This is a genomic window from Inquilinus sp. YAF38, assembly GCF_052113205.1.
Classification (GTDB): Bacteria; Pseudomonadota; Alphaproteobacteria; order DSM-16000; family Inquilinaceae; genus Inquilinus.
This window is the reverse complement of record NZ_JBFRCU010000022.1, coordinates 40,150-58,701: the sequence shown is the minus strand read 5'-3', so window position 1 is coordinate 58,701 and position 18,552 is coordinate 40,150. Positions and strand designations below refer to the sequence as shown.

Here is an 18,552-nt window from a genome sequence, read left to right as displayed (position 1 = left end):
ATCGATCGCCCACGCACTTCCCGACGCGCCACAAGGTCCCAGCCGGGCGACACGTCGCAGCGCAGCGAAGCGGTCGAGCGTGCTACCCCGGCTGTTCAGGCCGCGGGCGCGGGGCTATGCTCCGGCCATGAGCTTCACCGACGCCCAGATCAAGCGCTATGCGCGCCACATCCTGCTGCCCGAGGTCGGCGGCAAGGGTCAGGAAAAGCTGCTGGCCGCCCGGGTGCTGGTGATCGGCGCCGGCGGCCTCGGCTCGCCCCTGCTGCTGTACCTCGCCGCCGCCGGGATCGGCACCATCGGGCTGTATGACGACGACCTGGTCGAGCTGTCCAACCTGCAGCGCCAGGTGGTGCACGACACCACCACGCTGGGCCAGCTCAAGGTCGACAGCGCCACCGCCCGGCTGCAGGCGCTGAACCCCGAGGTCATGGTCGAGCGCTTCGCCGAGCGGCTGACCGCGGCCTCGGCGCTGGAGCGGGTGGCCGCCTTCGACATCGTGGTCGACGGCAGCGACAACTTCGCCACCCGCTACCTGCTGAACGATGCCTGCTACCTGGCGCAGCGGCCGCTGGTCTCGGCCGCGATGCTGCGCTTCGAGGCGCAGCTATCGACCTTCAAGGCGCATCTCGGCGACCCGCACCCCTGCTACCGCTGCCTGTTCCCGGCGCCGCCCGACCCGGGCACGGTGCCGAGCTGCTCGGAGGCCGGCGTGTTCGGCGCGCTGCCCGGCGTGCTGGGGTCGATGCAGGCGATCGAGACGATCAAGGAGATCCTGGGCATCGGCGAGGGCCTGTCCGGCCGCCTGCTGCTGTACGATGCGCTGGAGGCGCGGCTGCGCGAGATCGCCCTGCCGCGCGACCCGGACTGCCCGTTGTGCGGTGACAACCCGACGATGACCGACCTGTCGCATCACCATGGCTGAGGGGCCGGCGGGAATCGGCGCGCTGTCGATCGTGGTGTTCGACGGCCGCTTCGACCGCGTGCATTACGCCCTGGTTCTGGCCAGCGCCGCCGCCGCGACCAACCGCCGGGCGACGCTGTTCTTCACCGGCCCGGCGCTGCGGGCGCTGCTGCCCGAGGGCTGGCGCCGGCTGGATGGCGGCGCCGAGGCGCAGGAGGCGGAGTTCGCCGCCCGCCGGGTGGCGACCTTCACCGAGCTGCTGGAGGCCTGCCAGGCGCTGAGCGTGCGCTTCGTCGCCTGCGAGATGGGGCTGCGCGCGCTTGGCCTCACCCCAGCCGAGCTGGCGGTGCCGGCCGAGATCGCCGGCGTCGTCACCCTGCTGGCCGAATCGCCGCGCGACGGCCAGCTGCTGTTCATCTGACCCGGTCGAGTCTCTCAGGAAACAGGCACGCGGAACTGGAAGGCCGGCGCCGAGGTCAACCGGTCGTTGCGGCTGCCCGACGGACCGTTGGTCGAGAGCTGCATCGACCGGGTATTGCCGGTGAGCGGTCCGGCGAAGACGAAGCTGGCGGTCACCCGCGAGCGCGGGGAGACCTGGACCTCCGGATTGTCGGCCGGCGGCACGAAGGGATGGCTGCGGCCCCTGTCGTCCACCAGGACCAGGCTGCTGCCGCCGCGGTTGAGCGAGACCGACCGGTCGGACCGGTTGAGGATGCTGGCGGAGACGATGATGCTGTCGGCCCGGTAGGTGATGCCGGTCAGCATCATCGCCACGCCGCTCGGATGCGCCTGCTCCTGCTCGAGCCGGACGGTGCGTCCCGCATCCTGGACGGCCGGCGCCGCAGGGGCCGCCGGGAGCGCCGCGGGCGCCGCCATCGGCTGTTCCGGCCGCGACGGGATGCCCGGCTTGACCAGCGGCTGGGCCGGGGTAGGAGTCGACGCCGACCGGCCGGGCAGCGTCAACGGGTCATCGTTCAGCAGCGAGCTCTGGGCCTGAGCGGCAGTCGCAACCGCCGCCACGGCGAGCGCGATCAGAGTCGGCCGAAACCTCATCACAATCCTCCAGACCTCATTGCTTGCTCAACCCGCGGTCGGTCTCACTGTTCCGCTCGCGCAATATCTGCAAGATGCTTTCCCGACAGCAAAACAATGATACCGTGCACGGGATTGGGCGCCTGCGGCGCAACAGAGCATAAACACATATTCTGATCAAAGCCGAAGGAGACGGGCCCATCATGACGGGATCCTGGATTGCGCGCCGACATCGCGCCCCCGCCATCGCCTTCGGCCTTCTCCTCCTCGCCGGCTGCAACGAATCCTCCGAGAAGCAGGCCCAGGCGCCGCAGATGCCGCCGCCGGCCGTCGGCGTCGTCACCGCCGCCAAGCGGCCGGTGGCCGCGGGCGTCACCTTCGTCGGCCGGGTCCAGGCGGTGAACAAGGTGGACCTGGTGGCCCGGGTCGAGGGCTTCCTGCAGCAGCGCAACTACACCGAAGGCCAGGAGGTGAAGGCCGGCCAGCAGCTGTTCGTGCTGGAGAAGGACACCTACCAGGCCGCGGTCGACCAGGCCCAGGCCAACCTGGCCAGCGCCCAGGCCACCGCCGACAACGCCAAGCTGCAGACCGACCGGGCCCGCGAGCTGATCAAGAACCAGAACGTCTCGCAGGCGACGCTGGACGACCGCATCGCGACGGAGAAATCGGCGGTGGCATCGGTGCAGCAGAACCAGGCGGCGCTGGAGCAGGCGCAGATCAATTTCGGCTACACCGACATCAAGGCGCCGTTCGACGGGCGCGTCGGCATTTCGGCCTACAGCGTCGGCGCGCTGGTGGGGCCGAGCACCGGGACGCTGGCCACCATCGTCAGCCAGGACCCGATCTACGTCGTCTTCCCGGTCAGCGACCGCTTCATCCAGGACGTGCAGCAGGCCAGCGGGTCCGGCAGGGTCGAGCCGCAGGACGTGGTGGTGAAGCTGACCCTGGCCAACGGGTCGGAATACCCGCAGACCGGCAAGATCGACTTCACCGACGTCAAGGTCGACCAGAACACCGACACGCTGATGGTGCGGGCGGTGTTCCAGAACCCGAACCGGATCCTGACCGACGGGCAGTACGCCCGGGTGACGGCGGAGCGGAAAGACCCGGTCGAGGCGCTGGTCATCCCGCAGCGCGCGATCCTGACCGACCAGACCGGCAGCTATGTGCTGGTGGTCGGCGAGGGTAACAAGGCGGCCGCCAAGCACATCACCACCGGCCCCAACCAGGGCGCCGACGTGGTGGTGCAGCAGGGGCTGAACGACGGCGACGTCGTCATCGTCGACGGCGTGCAGAAGGTGCGGCCGGGCCAGGAGGTCAACCCCGCCCCTGCGGCAGCCGACGCAACGCCGGCCAAGCCGGCGGGGAAGTGACCCGATGCTGTCCTCGATCTTCGTCGATCGCCCGCGCTTCGCGATCGTCATCGCGATCGTCATCACCCTGGCCGGGCTGATCGCGATCCGCAGCATCCCGATCGCGCAGTTCCCCGACATCGTGCCGCCGCAGGTGTCGGTCAGCGGCGCCTATCCCGGCGCCAGCGCCGCGGTGGTCGAATCGACCGTGGCGCAGCCGATCGAGGCCCAGGTCAACGGCGTCGACAACATGCTGTACATGTCGTCGACCAGCGGCAGCGACGGCTCGTACTCGCTGACCATCAGCTTCGCCGTCGGCACCGACCCGGACATCAACACCGTCAACGTCCAGAACCGCGTCGCCCTGGCCGAGCCGAAGCTGCCGAGCGAGGTGACGGCCCAGGGACTGACGGTGAAAAAGCAGTCCTCGGCGATCCTGCAGCTGGTCACCCTGTATTCGCCGGACAAGAGCCAGGACGCGCTGTTCCTGAACAACTACGCGATCATCAACGTGGTCGATTCGCTGGCCCGCGTCAGCGGCGTCGGCCAGGCGTCGCTGTTCGGCACCCTGAACTACGCGATGCGGATCTGGTACAGCACCGATCAGTTGACCAGCTTCGGCCTGACCCCGAACGACATCGTCACCGCGGTGCAGGGCCAGAACGTGCAGGCCGCCGTCGGCCGCCTGGGCGCCCAGCCGATGCCGGACAACCAGCAGATCCAGGTGACGCTGCAGACCCTGGGCCGGCTGACCGACGTCAAGCAGTTCGAGGACATCATCCTGCGCGCCAACCCGGACGGGTCGGTGGTGCGGCTGAAGGACGTGGCGCGGCTGGAGCTGAACGCCCAGTCCTACGACACCACCGCCCGGCTGAACGGCGCGCCGGCCGCGGTGATCGGCATCTACCAGTCGCCCGGCTCCAACGCCGTCTCGGCGGCCGAGGGCGTGCGGGCGGAGATGGAGCGGCTGAAAGAGCGGTTCCCCGCCGGCGTCGACTACCGGATCACCTACGACACCACCGTCTTCGTCACCGAGACCATCGGCGAGGTGATCAAGACCCTGCTGGAAGCCTTCGTGCTGGTCGCGATCGTGGTGTTCGTGTTCCTCGGCAACCTGCGCGCCACGCTGATCCCGATCATCGCGGTGCCGGTGTCGCTGGTCGGCACCTTCGCGGTGCTGCTGGCCTTCGGCTTCTCCGCCAACACCATCTCGATGTTCGCGATGATCCTGGCGATCGGCATCGTCGTCGACGACGCCATCGTCGTGGTCGAGAACGTCGAGCGGGTGATGGCCGAGACCGGGCTGCCGGCCAAGGAGGCGACCAAGCTGGCGATGCGCGAGATCACCGCGCCGATCATCGCCATCACCCTGGTACTGCTGTCGGTGTTCGTGCCGGTCGGCTTCATCCCCGGCATCACCGGCGAGCTGTACTCGCAATTCGCCGTTACCGTGTCGGTGGCGATGCTGATCTCGGCCCTGAACGCGCTGACGCTGAGCCCGGCCCTGTGCGGCGTGTTCCTGAAGCCGCACCGGCCCGGCCACCGCCCGGGGCTGTACGGCCGGGTCATGGGCCGGGTGTCCGGCGGCATCGACAAGGTGCGCGACGGCTATGCCTGGATCGTTGCCCGGCTGGTGCGGATGGCGGTGCTGTCGATCGCGCTGATCGCGGCCTTCGGCGGCCTGGCCTGGCTGCTCAACAGCGCCACCCCGACCGGCTTCCTGCCGGACGAGGACCAGGGCCTGTTCTTCGTCGAGATGAAGCTGCCGGCCGCCGCCGCGATCAGCCGCACCACCCAGGTGACCGAGCAGGTCGAGGCGCTGGTCAGGGACATCCCCGGCGTTGCCGACATCACCGGCGTGGTCGGCCGCAGCTTCATCGACGGCCTGGCCGAGCCGAACGCCGCCTTCCTGGTGGTGGCGCTGAAGCCGTTCGACGAGCGGGTCAAGGAAGGGATCACGGTGTTCAACGTGATCCGCCAGGTGGCGATCCGCACCGCAGGCGTCCGCGACGCGCTGATCATCCCCCTGAACCTGCCGCCGATCATCGGCCTGGGCACCGCCGGCGGCTTCCAGTACCAGCTCGAGGATCTCGAGGGCAAAAGCCCGAACGAGCTGGCGGCGGTGGCGCAGGGGCTGGTGGTGGCCGCCAACCAGACGCCGGGCCTGGCCCAGGTCTTCACCTCCTACAACGCCAACACGCCGCAGATCTTCCTGAACCTGGACCGCGAGAAGGCGCAGAATCTCGGCGTCGGCGTCAGCGCCATCTTCAACGCGCTGCAGGCGACGCTGGGCGGCTTCTACATCAACGACTTCAACCTGTTCGGCCGCACCTGGCAGGTGATCGCCCAGGGCGAGGCCAACGACCGCCGCACGGTCGACGACATCTACCGGATCTATGTCCGCTCCTCGACCGGCCAGATGGTGCCGATGCGGTCACTGGTCGACGCGCAGCAGCAGCTCGGGCCGCTGTTCATCACCCGCTACAACAACTATCGGGCGGTGAACATCCTGGGCAGCGCCGCGCCGGGCTTCAGCTCGGGCGAATCGCTGGCGGCGATGACCAAGGCATCGGCCGCCACCCTGCCGGCCGGCTACGGCTTCGAATGGACCGGCACCGCGCTGCAGGAGCTGGAGGCGGCCGGCCAGACCGGCTTCATCCTCGGCCTCGCCGTGCTGTTCGCCTATCTGTTCCTGGTGGCGCTGTACGAGAGCTGGTCGATCCCGATCGGCGTGCTGCTGTCGGTCATCGTCGGCATCGTCGGCGGCATGGCGGCGCTTTGGATCGCCGGCCTGTCGAACGACGTCTACGCCCAGATCGGCATCGTCGTGCTGATCGCGCTGGCCAGCAAGAACGGCATCCTGATCGTCGAATTCGCCAAAGCCAAGCGCGAGGAGGGGTCGTCGATCGCCGAGGCCGCGATCGAGGGCGCCCGGCTGCGCTTCCGGCCGGTGATGATGACCAGCTTCGCCTTCATTCTGGGCCTGGTGCCGCTGGTGACGGCGGCGGGCGCGGCCGCGGCCAGCCGGCGCGGTGTCGGCACCTCGGTGTTCGGCGGCATGATCGCGGCCTCGGCGATCGGCATCTTCCTGATCCCGATGTTGTACGTCACCCTGCAGCATGTCCGCGAATGGGTGCATGAGAAGCTGCTGGGCGGCTCGATCGCGCCGAAGCCGCGGGCCGAGGCGCCAAGCACGCCGGCCGAATGAAACAGGGCGGCTCCTGCGGGAGCCGCCCTTTCACTTTGGCTGCCAGAACGCAACTACTTCGGCTCAAGCACACCGATTGCCTCTCCCGCCTGGCGGGAGAGGTCGGGCGTCGGCAGGACGACCGGGTGAGGGCTGGCCCGGGCCTCGACAAAGAGCCCTCACCCGGAGCCGCTCCGCGTCTCCGACCTCTCCCGTAAACGGGAGAGGCAACAACTCCGCAGGACGACCGGACTTCCGATCCGGCTTAATGCGCCCAGCGGCCGCGGTCGTGGTACCAGGGCCGGCCGCGATAATAGTTGTCCCAGTAGGGGCCGGCGTCGAACCGGATCACCGGCACGCCGATCACCGGCGCGGCCTCGACGATGACCCGGCGGCGATGCTGCACATCCGCCGCCAGGAAGCGGCCATTCGCCCAGCCGCGGTCGGGGCCGACGCCGATGTCGCACCAGGCCCAGCCATCGACGCAGCCGAAGATCTGCACCGGCACGCCCGGCCGCAGCCGCGCCACCGTCGGGTAGTCGGCGCCCGGACCGGCGCGCAGCCGGGCCGGGGCGGTGGTGTAGCCCGGCGCGGCATCGGCGGCCGTCGCCGTCAGGGCCGTCAGCGCCAGCCCGGCCATCGCGGCCAAGGCGAGCTTCCATCTCATCATGCGAACTCCAGGGATCGAGATCCCCCTTCGTCCGCCTCAACGCGGCAGAGCCGGAATCCGGTCGCCGGATGAGCGGGGCGCGGCGCCGTGCCTCACCCCCATACCGTCAGCCGGCGTGCTTCGCCGCGTCCAAGGCACGGGACAGGTCGCGCTCCAGGTCCTCGATGCCCTCGAGGCCGATCGACAGCCGCACCAGCCCGTCGGTGATGCCCATGGCGGCGCGGTCCGCCGCCTCCATCGCCCGGTGGGTGGTGGTGGTCGGGTGGGTGGCGAGCGACTTGGTGTCGCCGAGATTGTTCGAGATATCGACCAGCTGCAGCGCGTCGAGAAAGGCGAAGGCCGCCGCCTTGCTGCCGAGGTCCAGGGAGACCAGCGTCCCGCCGTTCTTCATCTGGCGCTTCGCCAGTTCGTGATGCGGATGGCTTTCCAGCCAAGGGTAGCGCACCGAACGGGCGGCCGGATGCGCCTCGACCAGCCGGGCCAGGCGGTGGGCGCTGGCGACCTGGCGCTCGACCCGCAGCCCGAGCGTCTCCAGCCCCTTCACCAGCACCCAGGCGTTGAACGGCGACAGCGCCGGGCCGGTGTGCCGGTAATAGGGCAGGAAGTCGTCGGTCAGGAACTTCTTGTCGGCGAGGACCGCGCCGCCCAGCACCCGGCCCTGGCCGTCGATGTGCTTGGTGGCGGAGTAGATCACCACATCGGCGCCGAGCTCGAGCGGCTTCTGTCCCAGCGGGGTGGCAAAGACGTTGTCGATGAACACCTTGGCGCCGGCGGCATGGGCGATCTTCGCCACCGCGGCGACGTCGACCAGATCGAGCGTCGGGTTGGCCGGCGTCTCCAGGAACACCGCCCGGGTGTTCGGCCGCATCGCCGCCTCCCAGGCCGCGAGGTCGGCGCCGTCGACGAAGGTGGTGGTGATGCCGTAGCGCGGCAGGATGACGTTGAGGATGAAGAAGCAGGAGCCGAACAGCGCCCGGCTGGCCACGACATGGTCGCCGCCGCGCAGATGGCAGAACAGGGCGGTGAACACCCCCGACATGCCGCTGGCGGTGACGTGACAGCCCTCCGCCCCTTCCAGCAGGGCCAGGCGCGTCTCCAGCACCTCCAGCGTCGGGTTGCCGTAGCGGGAATAGACGAAGCCGGGATCGTCGCCGGTGAAGCGCGCCTCGGCCGCAGCCGCGCTGTCATAGACGAAGCCCGAGGTCAGGAAGATCGCCTCGGAGGTCTCGCCATAGGGCGTTCGTCGCGTGCCGCCGCGGACCAGCACGGTCTCGGGGCCGAATTCGTCTTCGCTGGGGGCTTCGTATCGATCCATCTCGACCTCCTCCTCGACCCGACCGGGAGGCGGTGCGTGCGGGACCTGCGCGCAACCGACCTTTTAGCGGAGTTTAACGTGGCCGCAAGCCGGTCGGCTCAAATCACCACGGGGCCGCCCGGGAGGACGACGGCCCCAAGACTTATCGGCAAAACGACGATCGGGCAATGCGTTTCCGGCAACGCTGCCCGTCATCCCTCGGCCAGGGCGTAGAGCACGAAGGGCATCTCGATGCCCTCATACAGCCTGCGGTAGGAGCGGCAGAGGCGGAAGCCGCGGGCCTCGTAGAAGCCGCGGGCGAGCCGGTTGTGGGCGAAGCTCTCCAGCGTCCGGCACCCGCGCGCCACGGCGTCGGCCAGGAGGACGGTGCCGGCCGACCGGCCCTGCGCCGCCGGGTCGACGAACAGCATGTCGAGATGCGACCCGGTCATCAGCGAGAAGCCGAGCGGCGTGCCCTTGGTGTCGACCGCGATACGCAGGTCGGGCAGCCGGGCGGCGAAGCGGCGGGCGAAATCCTCCGGCCGCTTGCGGTCCAGGATCGCGGCCGGGAGGATGTGCTCGAAGGCGGCGCGGGTGCTGCGCCAGGCGACCTGCGCCACGGCCGGCAGGTCCGCCGCCGCCGGCGGCCGGACCGTCACCGCCGCCATCGTCCTGATGTCACCCATCGTCAACTGCCCCGCAGCCTGGGATCGAGCGCGTCGCGCAACCCGTCGCCCAGCAGGTTGAAGCCGAAAGACGCCAACAGGATGGCAAGGCCGGAGAAGATCGAATCCCAGGGCGACAGCAGCAGGTAGCTCCGCGCCTCGGCCAGCATGCGGCCGAGCGACGGCGTCGGCGGCTGGGTGCCGAGGCCCAGGAAGGACAGCGAGGCCTCGACCAGGATCGCGGTGGACAGGGCCAGGCTGGCCTGCACCAGGATGACGCTGGCCAGGTTGGGCAGCACGTGGCGCCACAGCACCCGCCCCTCCCCCGCCCCGATGGCGCGGGCGCCGAGCACGTACTGGCTGCCGGCCACCACCAGGGCCGGCCCGCGCAAGAGGCGGGCGAAGACCGGGATGTAGACCACGCCGATCGCCAGCGCCGTGGTGGTCGCCCCCGGCCCCAGCACGGCGACGATGCCGATCGCCAGCAGGATGATCGGGAAGGCGAACAGGATGTCCATCAGCCGCATGCCGGCGCGGTCGAGCCAGCCGCCACGCAAGGCCGCGGCCACGCCCAGGGTGCCGCCGACCAGCAGCGCCAGCAGCACCGCGCTGGCCGAGGCGGCGAGCGAGGCGCGGTAGCCGTAGAGGATGCGCGACAGCACGTCCCGCCCGAACTGGTCGGTGCCGAGCCAGGCCGCGGCGCTGGGTGGCTTCATCCGCCGGATCACATGCTGGGCCAGCGGGTCGTCCGGCGCGAGCCAGGGCGCCAGCAGCGCCGCCCCGACCTGCAGCAGCACCAGCGCCCCGCCGATCCAGACCAGCGGGTGCCGCGGCGCCGGGATGCGGCGGCGCGACGGCGGCGCCAGGGTTTCCGGGAGGGGTGCCGTCATCGCAGGCCGATCCGCGGGTCGAGCGCGGCGTAAAGCATGTCGGTGACGAAGTTCACGACCACGAATCCGGCGGTGACCAGCAGGATCGCCGCCTGGATCAGCGGGTAGTTGCGCTCCGCGATCGCGCCCAGCATCAGCCGGCCGAGGCCCGGCAGGGCGAAGACCTGCTCGACCACGATGGCGCCGCCGAACAGATAGCCGGCGGAGATGCCGAGCGCGGTGACGAAGGGGATCATGGCGTTGCGGAAGGCGTGGTCGAACACCACCGCCCGCTCACTGACCCCCTTGGCCCGGGCGGTGCGGATGTAGTCCTGCCCCAGCGCGTCGAGCATGGCCGAGCGGACGATGCGCGACAGCGACGCCAGCACCGGCACGGCCAGGGCGATGGTCGGCAGCAGCATGCGCTGCAGGTTGCCGACCGGGTCGTCGGCCAGCGCCACGAAGCCGATCGCCGGGAAGGCCGGGAACACGCCGTGGAACAGGTAGATCAGCAGGGCCCCGAGCCAGAAGGACGGCACGGTGACGCCGGCGATGGTGACCACCCGCACCAGGTAGTCGCGGGCGGAGTTGCGGAAATACGCCATCAGGCAGCCGGCCGGCACCGCCAGCGCCACCGAGACGGCCAGCGCCAGCAGCGTGACCTCGATGGTGACGCCGATCCGGGCCGTGATCTCCTCCAGGACCGGCCGGCCGGTCCACAGGCTGGTGCCGAGATCGCCGGTCAGCAGGCCGCCGAGCCAGGCGAGATACTGGGTCACCAGCGGCTGGTCGAGGCCGAGGCGCTGGCGCAGCGCCTCGATCCGGTCCGGCGTCACCTCGCTGTTGGCGCCGAGCATGATCTGCACCGCGTCGCCCGGGATCAGCCGGATCATCAGGAAGGCGACGACCGAGACTCCGAACAGCACCACCAGCAGGTCGAGCAGCCGCCCGGTCAGGAAACGGGCCATGGCGCCTCACCAGGACGATGGCAGGGCATTTTTTCCCTGTCATTGCCGGGCTTGACCCGGCAATCCAGGGGCCACAGAGAGCCGCTCCAGCCGCCCCTGGATCCTCGGGTCAAGCCCGAGGATGACAGGAAAGAGACGGGAGCAGCGCCGTGCATCCTCACTTCTCCAGCGCCGTCTGCCGCAGCGAGCGGGTGGAGCGGTTGCCGGTGATTTCGTAGCCGGTGACGCCGTCGCGCACCGCGGTGAACAGCTGGCCGAAGGCCAGATGCGCGATCGGTCCGTCGCAGGCCAGGCGCTTCTGCAGGTCGGCGTAGATCGCCTTGCGCTTGGCCGGGTCCAGCGTCGTCCGCCCCTCATCCAGCAGCTTGTCGACCTCGGCATCGGAGTACTTGAACACGTTGGTCGAGCCGCCGGTGCGGAAGGTGCGGAACAGGTAGCCGTCCGGGTCGGCGACGCCGCCGTTGATCGAGGCGAAGAGCTGGAAGTTGGAGTTGCGCCAGTCCTGGATGAAGGTGCCCTGCTCCTGCACGTTCAGCGCCACCTCGAAGCCGGCGGCGTTGAGCTGGGCCTGCACCACCTGGGAGACGTCGACCACCAGCTGGTTCGAGCCCAGCACCTTCAGCTCCGCCTTCAGCGGCAGGGTGACGCCGGCCTCGGCCAGCAGCGCCTTCGCCTTCTCCGGATCGGCGGCGTAGCAGGGAAAGTCCGAGACCGGCAGCGCCCAGTCTTTCAGCGCGGGCGACAACGGCCCGCCGGGCTGCCCCTTGCCGAAATAGGCGGCCTCGACGATCTGCGACCGGTCGATCGCGGTGTTCAGCGCCTCGCGCACCTTCGGGTTGTCGAAGGGCGGCTTCGACACGTTCATGCCGACCAGCGTGTAGGACAGGTCGGTCGTCTCCAGCAGGGTGACGCCGGGCGTGCCCTGCAGCGTCGCCGCCGTGGCCGGGTCGACATTCGGCAGCAGCTGATAGGTGCCGCCGGACAGGCCGACCTGCCGGGTCGAGGCCTCCGGCACGATGTTGATCTTGACCGCGTCGAGCTTCGGCAGCCCGGGCTCCCAATAGCCGTCCACCTTCGCCAGCAGCAGATAGGTGTCGGGCACCCATTCCTTCAGCGTGAACGGGCCGGTGCCGTCGGTCTTGCGCTGCAGGTCGATGCCGCCGGTCGCGGCTGCGGCCGGCACGATCGAGATCTGCGGCAGGTTGGCGAGGAAGGGGGCCGAGGGCGTGGTCAGCGTCACCGTCACCTGGCGGTCGCCGGTCGGCTTGACCTCCTTCACCATGTCGATGCGGCTGGCATAGGGCGAGCCGGTCTTGGGGTCGCGCACCCGGGCGAAGCTGGCGGCGACATCGGCCGGGGTCACCGGCGACCCGTCATGGAACTTCGCACCCTGGCGCAGGGTGAAGACATAGGTCAGCCCGTCGGGTGAGACGGTCCAGGATTCGGCCAGCTCCGGCACCACCTTCAGGTCCTTGTCGATCGAGGTCAGGCCCTCATAGACCGCACCGTTGACCAGCACCGTGGCGAAGGAGGTGGCGACATGCGGGTCCAGCCCGACCGGCGACTGGTCGGTCGCGACCTCCAGCGTCTGCGCCCAGGCCATCGGCGCGATAAGCGCCAAGGCCGCCGCCAGCGATGCCCGAATCATCCGCCCCATCTTCAGCCTCCCCTGTCGATTTGCGGCCAGTAAGGCGCGTTCGCCGAACGAGGTCAACGCCGTTGGGAACCTTCCCCGCTTCGCGCGCCGCCCGATTCGGCGCTATCGTCGGAGACGAATCGAGCGAGGAGGCGAAGACCATGCCAGGAGCCCGGCGCACCGCGATCGGCCTGATGAGCGGCACCTCGATGGACGGGGTCGACGTGGCGGTGATCGAGACCGACGGCGAGACCGTCTTCGCCTGCGGCGCGGCCTCGACCACGCCCTACACCGACGCGGTGCGCGACGCCTTGCTGGCGGTGGCGCGCGACCCGGCGCGGGCCGAGCACGAGGCGCTGGACGAGCTGGCCGCCGCGGTCACCGACCTGAACATCGCCGCGGTGCGCCGCCTGCTGGACGAGGCCGGGCTGAAGCCGGAGGYGGTCGACGTGGTCGGCATGCACGGCCAGACCATCCTGCACCGGCCGGAGCGGCGCTTCACCCGGCAGCTCGGCGACGGCGCCCGGCTGGCAGCGGCGATGGGCATCCCCTGCGTCAACGATTTCCGCTCCGCCGACGTCGCCGCCGGCGGCCAGGGCGCGCCCTTCGCGCCGCTGTACCACGCCGCTTTGGCCAAGGACCTGCCGCGGCCGCTGGCGGTGCTGAATCTCGGCGGGGTCGGCAATGTCACGGTGATCGAAGGGGGCGCCATCACCGCCTTCGACACCGGTCCGGCCAGCGCCATGATCGACGACTGGGTGCAGCGCCACACCGGCGCGCGCTACGACGAGGACGGCCGCATCGCCGCCTCGGGCACGGTGGCGCAGGACCGTCTTTCGGCGCTGCTGGCCAACCCTTATTTCGACGCGCCGCCACCGAAATCGCTGGACCGCAACGACTTCCCGATGGCGGCGGTGGACGGGCTGTCGCTGGCCGACGGCGCCGCCACCCTGGCCGCCTTCACCGTCGCCTCGGTCGCCGCGTCGCGCCGCCACTTCGCTGCCGCGCCCGGGCGCTGGCTGGTGACCGGCGGCGGCCGGCACAACTCGACACTGATGAACGGGCTGCGGCAGGCGCTCGGCGTGCCGGTCGACCCGGTCGAGGCGGTGGGCTGGGACGGCGACGCGCTGGAGGCCCAGGCCTTCGCCTTCCTCGCCGTGCGCTCGCTGGACGGGCTGCCGCTGAGCCTGCCGACCACCACCGGCGTGCCCCGGCCGATGACCGGCGGCGTGCTGCACCGGCCGCTGAGCCGGGCGGCGTGATGGAGCCCGGCGCACTCACTTCTGTCATCGCCGGGCTTGACCCGGCGATCCAGGGGCCAATACGGACGGGACTTGTCAAAAAGCCCTGGATGCCCGGGTCAAGCCCGGGCATGACAATAGGGGTGAGCAGTTTCGCCCTGGACTCCCTCGAATGACCCTCGCCGCCGCGGCCGATGCCGCCTTCGCCCTGGCCGATGAAGCGATCGATGCCGGCCGCATCCCCGGCGCCGTGCTGGGGCTGGTGACCCGCGACGGCGACCGCACGATCCGCTCCGGCGGCCACGCCGCGCTGGTGCCGGAGCGCGCGGCCCTGACCGAAGACGCGCTGTTCGACCTGGCCAGCCTGACCAAGGTGATCCTGACGACGACCGAGGTGCTGCGGCTGGTCGAGCAGGGGCGGATCGACCTGGCCGACCCGCTGGTGCTGCACCTGCCCGACCTGCGCCAGTACCAGCCCGAGCACTGGGTGCGGCAGGCCACCATCCGGCAGTTGCTGTCCCACCGGTCCGGCCTGCCGGCGGTGGAGCCGCTGTACACCTGGGGCAGCGACCCGGAGACGCTGAAGGCGCTGGTGCTGCAGAAGGACTGGGCGGCGGGGCCCGAGACCTATTCCGACGTCAACTACGTGCTGCTGGGCATCCTGGTCGAGCGGCTGCGGGACAAGCCGCTGCGCGACCTGCTGCCTCCCGGCGACTTCGCCGCCAGCCCCGGCCCGGCCCGCGCTGTGGCCACCGAGCGCTGCACCTGGCGCGGCCGGGTGATGCGCGGCGAGGTGCATGACGAGAACGCCTATGCCCTGGGCGGCCTGGCCGGCCATGCCGGGCTGTTCGGCAGTGCCGCCGCGGTGCTGGATTTCGCCCGGTCCTTCCTGGCGGGCGAGGTGCTGCGCCCGGCCACGGTGGCCGAGATGCTGCGCGTCGGGGACCATCCGCACGGCCTGGGCTGGCAGGTGCGGCACGAGGGCTGGTCCGGCGGGTCGCTGTGCTCGCCCGACACGATCGGCCACACCGGCTTCACCGGCACGGCGCTGTGGCTTGACCTGGAGCGCGGCCACGCCTGGACCCTGCTGACCAACCGGGTGCATCCCTCGCGCCATGTCGAGACCGGCATCCAGGCGTTGCGGCGCGGGGTGTCGAATGCGGTGTCGGCGGCCTGGCCGTTCTGAGGCCTAGGGCACCACTCCTACGCCGCGGTTGACAGGCGAGTCCCGGCCATCCTTCCATGGCCGCAATCGGTCCGGCCATGGGGAGAAGGCCGGCAATTTCTCATAAAATTCAATGCATAGGGGGACCGTCCCGATGAGATCCCGCCCGCTGGCCGCCGGCACCGCCGCGGCCGCCCTGCTGTGGGGCATCGCCGCCCCGGCCCAGACCCCCGACGAAGCCCGCGCCTTCGTCGACAAGGCCGAGGCCGACCTGGCCGCCACCAGCGAATACCTCAACAAGGCGTCCTGGGTGCGCGCCACCTTCATCACCGACGACACCCAGTGGCTCGAGGCCAAGGCCAATGGCGAGTGGACCGAGAAGACCAGCACCTATGCCCAGCAGGCCTCGCGCTTCGACGCGGTCACGCTGGACCCGGTGACGCGGCGCAAGCTCGACATCCTGAAGCGCAACCTGGTGCTGCCGGCGCCGGACCGGCCAGGCGCCGCGCGCGAGCTGGCGACGCTGAGCACAAAGCTCGATTCCACCTACTCGACCGGCGAATTCCAGCTGCAGGACAAGACCCTGACCTTGAGCGATGCCGAGGACATCCTGGCCGCCTCACGCGACCCGGCCGAGACCAGGGCGGTGTGGGAGGGCTGGCACAGCATCTCGCCGGTGATGCGGCCGGACTATGCCCGGCTGGTGGCGCTGGCCAATGAGGGGTCGACGGCGCTGGGCTATGCCGACACCGGCGCGCTGTGGCGGTCCGGCGACGACATGCCGGCCGATGAGTTCGCGGCCGAAACCGACCGGCTGTGGGGCCAGGTCGAGCCGTTCTACCAGAACCTGCACTGCTATGTCCGCGGCCGGCTGAACGCGAAATACGGCGATTCGGTGCAGCCGAAGACCGGCCCGATCCGCGCCGACCTGCTGGGCAACATGTGGGCCCAGTCCTGGGGCAACATCTACGACCTGGTGGCGCCGAAGGACGAGGCCGCGGGCTACAGCCTGGACAAGCTGCTGGTCGATGCCGGCTACGACGCCACCAGGATGGTGAAGACCGGCGAGGCCTTCTACACCTCGCTGGGCCTGGCGCCCTTGCCGGAGACGTTCTGGCAGCGCTCGCAGATCGTCCGGCCGGAGGGGCGCGACGTCGTCTGCCACGCCTCGGCCTGGGACCTCGATGATCGCGACGATGTCCGCATCAAGATGTGCACCAAGGTGAACGGCGAGGATTTCTACACCGTCCATCACGAGCTTGGGCACAACTACTATCAGCGCGCCTACAAGGACCAGCCTTACCTGTTCAAGAACGGGGCCAATGACGGGTTCCACGAGGCGATCGGCGATTTCGTCGGGCTGTCGGCGCTGACTCCGACTTACCTGAAGCAGATCGGCCTGCTGGACAAGGTGCCGGGCGCCGAGGGCGACATCCCCTTCCTGCTGAAGATGGCGCTCGACAAGATCGCCTTCCTACCTTTCGGCCTCTTGGTCGACCGCTGGCGCTGGGAGGTGTTCGCGGGGAAGGCGGCGCCGGAGCAGTACAACGACGCCTGGTGGGCGCTGCGGCTGAAATACCAGGGGCTGGTGCCGCCGGGGCCGCGCCCGGCCGACGCCTTCGACCCCGGCGCCAAGTACCACATCCCGGGCAACACGCCGTACACCCGGTACTTCCTGGCGGCGATCTACCAGTTCCAGTTCCAGCGCGCCGCCTGCCAGCAGGCCGGCTGGACCGGTCCGTTGCACCGCTGCTCGGTCTATGGCGACAAGCAGGTCGGCCAGCGCTTCAACGCGATGCTGGAGATGGGCCAGTCCAAGCCCTGGCCGGACGAGCTGGAGGCCTTCACCGGCGAGCGGAAGACCGACGCCAGCGCGGTGGTCGAGTATTTCACGCCCCTGAACGACTGGCTGACCGAGCAGAACAAGGGCCAGAGCTGCGGGTGGTGAGGGCTTGGCCCCTCATCTGAAGGGGCCACCTTTCCGTGGCCTCTCTCGTTTGCGAGGTTTTTTCAGAATCCCCAACATCGTCATTGCGAGCGCAGCGAAGCAATCCAGGGCCGCTCGCACTGGCCCCTGGATTGCTTCGTCGGCTTCGCCTCCTCGCAATGACGGTGAGGGGATGGGCGCTGTGAAAAGGTCTCGCCTGCGGGGGGCAATCCGTTCTTTGGCCGAGTGTCCGTCCTCACACCACCTTGACGTACCAATCGAAATCCAGCGGCGGCACCTGGCTGTGGAAGCGGCGGTATTCGGCCAGCTTGATCTTGGCGAAGGCGTCGACGAAGGCGTCGCCGAGATAGTCGCGCATCAGGGCCGAGGCGCGGAAGTCGCGGATCGAATCCAGCCAGTTCGGCGGGATGTCCGAGGCCGGGGTGCCATAGCCGTTGCCGGTCACCGGCGGGCCGGGGTCGCGCCGGTCGAGGATGCCGCGATGCATCCCGGCCAGCGCCGCCGCCAGCGCCAGATAGGGGTTGGCGTCGGCGCCGGCCACCCGATGCTCGACATGCTTCGCCGCCGGCGGGCCGATCGGGACGCGCAGCGCCACCGTGCGGTTGTTGACGCCCCAGGTCGGGGCAAGCGGCGCATAGCTGAGGGTCTGGAACCGCCGGTAGGAGTTGGCGTTCGGTGCGAACACCAGCATGCCGTCGCGGATCGTCGCCCCCATGCCGCCGATGGCGTGGCGCAGCAGGTCGTCACCGCCCTCCGCCGCGAAGCGGTTGCCGCCGTCCTCATCGGCCAGGCTGATGTGCAGATGGGTGCCGCTGCCGGTCTCGCCGGCATAGGGCTTGGCCATGAAGGTGGCCTCCATGCCGTGCCGCCGGGCCACGGCGCGGACCAGCCGCTTGTACAGGATGGCGTCGTCGGCCGCCCGCAGCGCGTCGGCGCGGTGCTTCAGGTTGATCTCGACCTGGCCCGGCGCGTATTCGCTGATCGCGGTGTCGGCCGGCAGGCCCTGGACCTCGCAGCAGGCGTAGAGATCGGCCAGGAAGTCGCCGAGCTCGTCGAGATCGGCCATGCCATAGGCTTGCTTGCCGGTGCTGGCGCCGCGCGGCGGGATCGGCCGCCCGGTCTCGCGCCAGGATTCGTCGAAGACGTAGAACTCCAGCTCCACCGCCACCACGGGATGCAGGCCGTCGGCGGCCAGCCGCGACACCACCCGGGACAGCACCTGGCGCGGGTCGTAGGCAGAGGGCGCGCCGTCCAGCTCGAACAGGGTCAGCAGGACCTGGGCCGAGGGCTCGGCTTTCCACGGCACCGGCACCAGCGTGCCGGGGATCGGGCGGGCGGTGCGGTCGGCGTCGCCGTCCTCCCACACCAGGCCGGTCTCCTCGACATCCGCCCCGGTGATGTCGAGGCTGATGATCGAGCCGGGCATGTAGCGGCCGTTGCGCCAGATCCGCTCCAGCTCGGCCCTCGGGATGCGCTTGCCGCGCTGCACGCCGCAGGCATCGGTCAGCAGGATGTCGACGAAGCGGATGTCGCGGTGCCGGGCCAGGAAGTCGAGGCATTCCTGCGCCGGATCGGCGGCCTTGGTCGCGTCAGGCATGGTTCCCCTTCGGTCGGTGCCGCCGGG

The 18,552-nt window shown here is 70.1% G+C and carries 15 protein-coding genes and 1 riboswitch; of the genes, 7 read left to right on the top strand and 8 right to left on the bottom strand.

Features of this window, described 5'->3' with window-relative positions; translation table 11 throughout:
• The first annotated feature begins 127 nt into the window (after positions 1-127).
• Together AB4Z01_RS12640 and AB4Z01_RS12635 are read left to right on the top strand one after the other, a co-directional pair.
• Positions 128-922: a HesA/MoeB/ThiF family protein gene (locus AB4Z01_RS12640; protein ID WP_441694047.1), complete on the top strand. Its 795-nt coding sequence runs from the start codon at positions 128-130 to the stop codon at positions 920-922.
• Entirely contained in the window at positions 915-1,322 is a 408-nt protein-coding gene (locus AB4Z01_RS12635) for a DsrE/DsrF/DrsH-like family protein (protein WP_441694045.1), read from the top strand. Before AB4Z01_RS12640 ends, AB4Z01_RS12635 begins: the two co-directional genes overlap by 8 nt.
• Before the next feature lie 14 nt (positions 1,323-1,336).
• On the opposite strand, the gene AB4Z01_RS12630 is transcribed toward AB4Z01_RS12635, so the two are convergent.
• Positions 1,337-1,954, bottom strand: a complete 618-nt coding sequence (locus AB4Z01_RS12630; RefSeq protein ID WP_441694042.1) for a hypothetical protein — start codon at positions 1,952-1,954, stop codon at positions 1,337-1,339.
• Between the two features lie 182 nt (positions 1,955-2,136).
• On the opposite strand from AB4Z01_RS12630, the gene AB4Z01_RS12625 reads away from it, so the two are divergent.
• Positions 2,137-3,306 (top strand): efflux RND transporter periplasmic adaptor subunit, encoded by a 1,170-nt coding sequence (locus AB4Z01_RS12625; RefSeq protein ID WP_441694039.1) that lies wholly within the window; start codon positions 2,137-2,139, stop codon positions 3,304-3,306.
• Positions 3,307-3,310: 4 nt separating this feature from the next.
• Positions 3,311-6,493 carry an efflux RND transporter permease subunit gene (locus AB4Z01_RS12620; RefSeq protein WP_441694037.1) on the top strand — a complete coding sequence of 1,061 codons (3,183 nt, stop codon included), beginning with the start codon at positions 3,311-3,313 and terminating at the stop codon, positions 6,491-6,493.
• Between the two features lie 244 nt (positions 6,494-6,737).
• On the opposite strand, the gene AB4Z01_RS12615 is transcribed toward AB4Z01_RS12620, so the two are convergent.
• From AB4Z01_RS12615 to AB4Z01_RS12590, 6 genes are all read right to left on the bottom strand, one after another.
• Positions 6,738-7,142 carry an SH3 domain-containing protein gene (locus AB4Z01_RS12615; RefSeq protein WP_441694034.1) on the bottom strand — a complete coding sequence of 135 codons (405 nt, stop codon included), beginning with the start codon at positions 7,140-7,142 and terminating at the stop codon, positions 6,738-6,740.
• Positions 7,143-7,248: 106 nt separating this feature from the next.
• Complete coding sequence (metZ, locus tag AB4Z01_RS12610; RefSeq protein WP_441694031.1) at positions 7,249-8,457, bottom strand: O-succinylhomoserine sulfhydrylase; 1,209 nt, start codon at positions 8,455-8,457, stop codon at positions 7,249-7,251.
• Positions 8,458-8,500: 43 nt separating this feature from the next.
• Positions 8,501-8,577: riboswitch (SAM riboswitch) on the bottom strand.
• A 71-nt stretch (positions 8,578-8,648) separates the two neighbouring features.
• A complete protein-coding gene (locus AB4Z01_RS12605; RefSeq protein WP_441694028.1) occupies positions 8,649-9,122 on the bottom strand; it encodes a GNAT family N-acetyltransferase in 474 nt (157 codons plus the stop codon).
• 2 nt (positions 9,123-9,124) lie between these two features.
• Entirely contained in the window at positions 9,125-9,991 is an 867-nt protein-coding gene (locus AB4Z01_RS12600; protein ID WP_441694025.1) for an ABC transporter permease, read from the bottom strand.
• Complete coding sequence (locus AB4Z01_RS12595; RefSeq protein ID WP_441694022.1) at positions 9,988-10,938, bottom strand: ABC transporter permease; 951 nt, start codon at positions 10,936-10,938, stop codon at positions 9,988-9,990. The genes AB4Z01_RS12600 and AB4Z01_RS12595 overlap by 4 nt, the downstream gene beginning before the upstream one ends.
• Positions 10,939-11,095: 157 nt before the next feature.
• A complete protein-coding gene (locus tag AB4Z01_RS12590) occupies positions 11,096-12,595 on the bottom strand; it encodes an ABC transporter substrate-binding protein (RefSeq protein ID WP_441694020.1) in 1,500 nt (499 codons plus the stop codon).
• A 140-nt stretch (positions 12,596-12,735) separates the two neighbouring features.
• Here AB4Z01_RS12590 and AB4Z01_RS12585 point away from each other — a divergent pair, with 140 nt between their 5' ends.
• The 3 genes from AB4Z01_RS12585 to AB4Z01_RS12575 all read left to right on the top strand — a co-directional run bounded on the left by AB4Z01_RS12585 (position 12,736) and on the right by AB4Z01_RS12575 (position 16,928).
• A complete protein-coding gene (locus tag AB4Z01_RS12585; protein ID WP_441694018.1) occupies positions 12,736-13,836 on the top strand; it encodes an anhydro-N-acetylmuramic acid kinase in 1,101 nt (366 codons plus the stop codon).
• Between the two features lie 151 nt (positions 13,837-13,987).
• On the top strand, positions 13,988-15,001 hold the full coding sequence (locus AB4Z01_RS12580) for a serine hydrolase domain-containing protein (protein ID WP_441694015.1): 1,014 nt from the start codon (positions 13,988-13,990) through the stop codon (positions 14,999-15,001).
• Positions 15,002-15,134: 133 nt separating this feature from the next.
• Entirely contained in the window at positions 15,135-16,928 is a 1,794-nt protein-coding gene (locus AB4Z01_RS12575) for a M2 family metallopeptidase (RefSeq protein ID WP_441694013.1), read from the top strand.
• 235 nt (positions 16,929-17,163) lie between these two features.
• On the opposite strand, the gene AB4Z01_RS12570 is transcribed toward AB4Z01_RS12575, so the two are convergent.
• Positions 17,164-18,525 carry a glutamine synthetase family protein gene (locus tag AB4Z01_RS12570; RefSeq protein ID WP_441694010.1) on the bottom strand — a complete coding sequence of 454 codons (1,362 nt, stop codon included), beginning with the start codon at positions 18,523-18,525 and terminating at the stop codon, positions 17,164-17,166.
• Between the last annotated feature and the right edge of the window lie 27 nt (positions 18,526-18,552).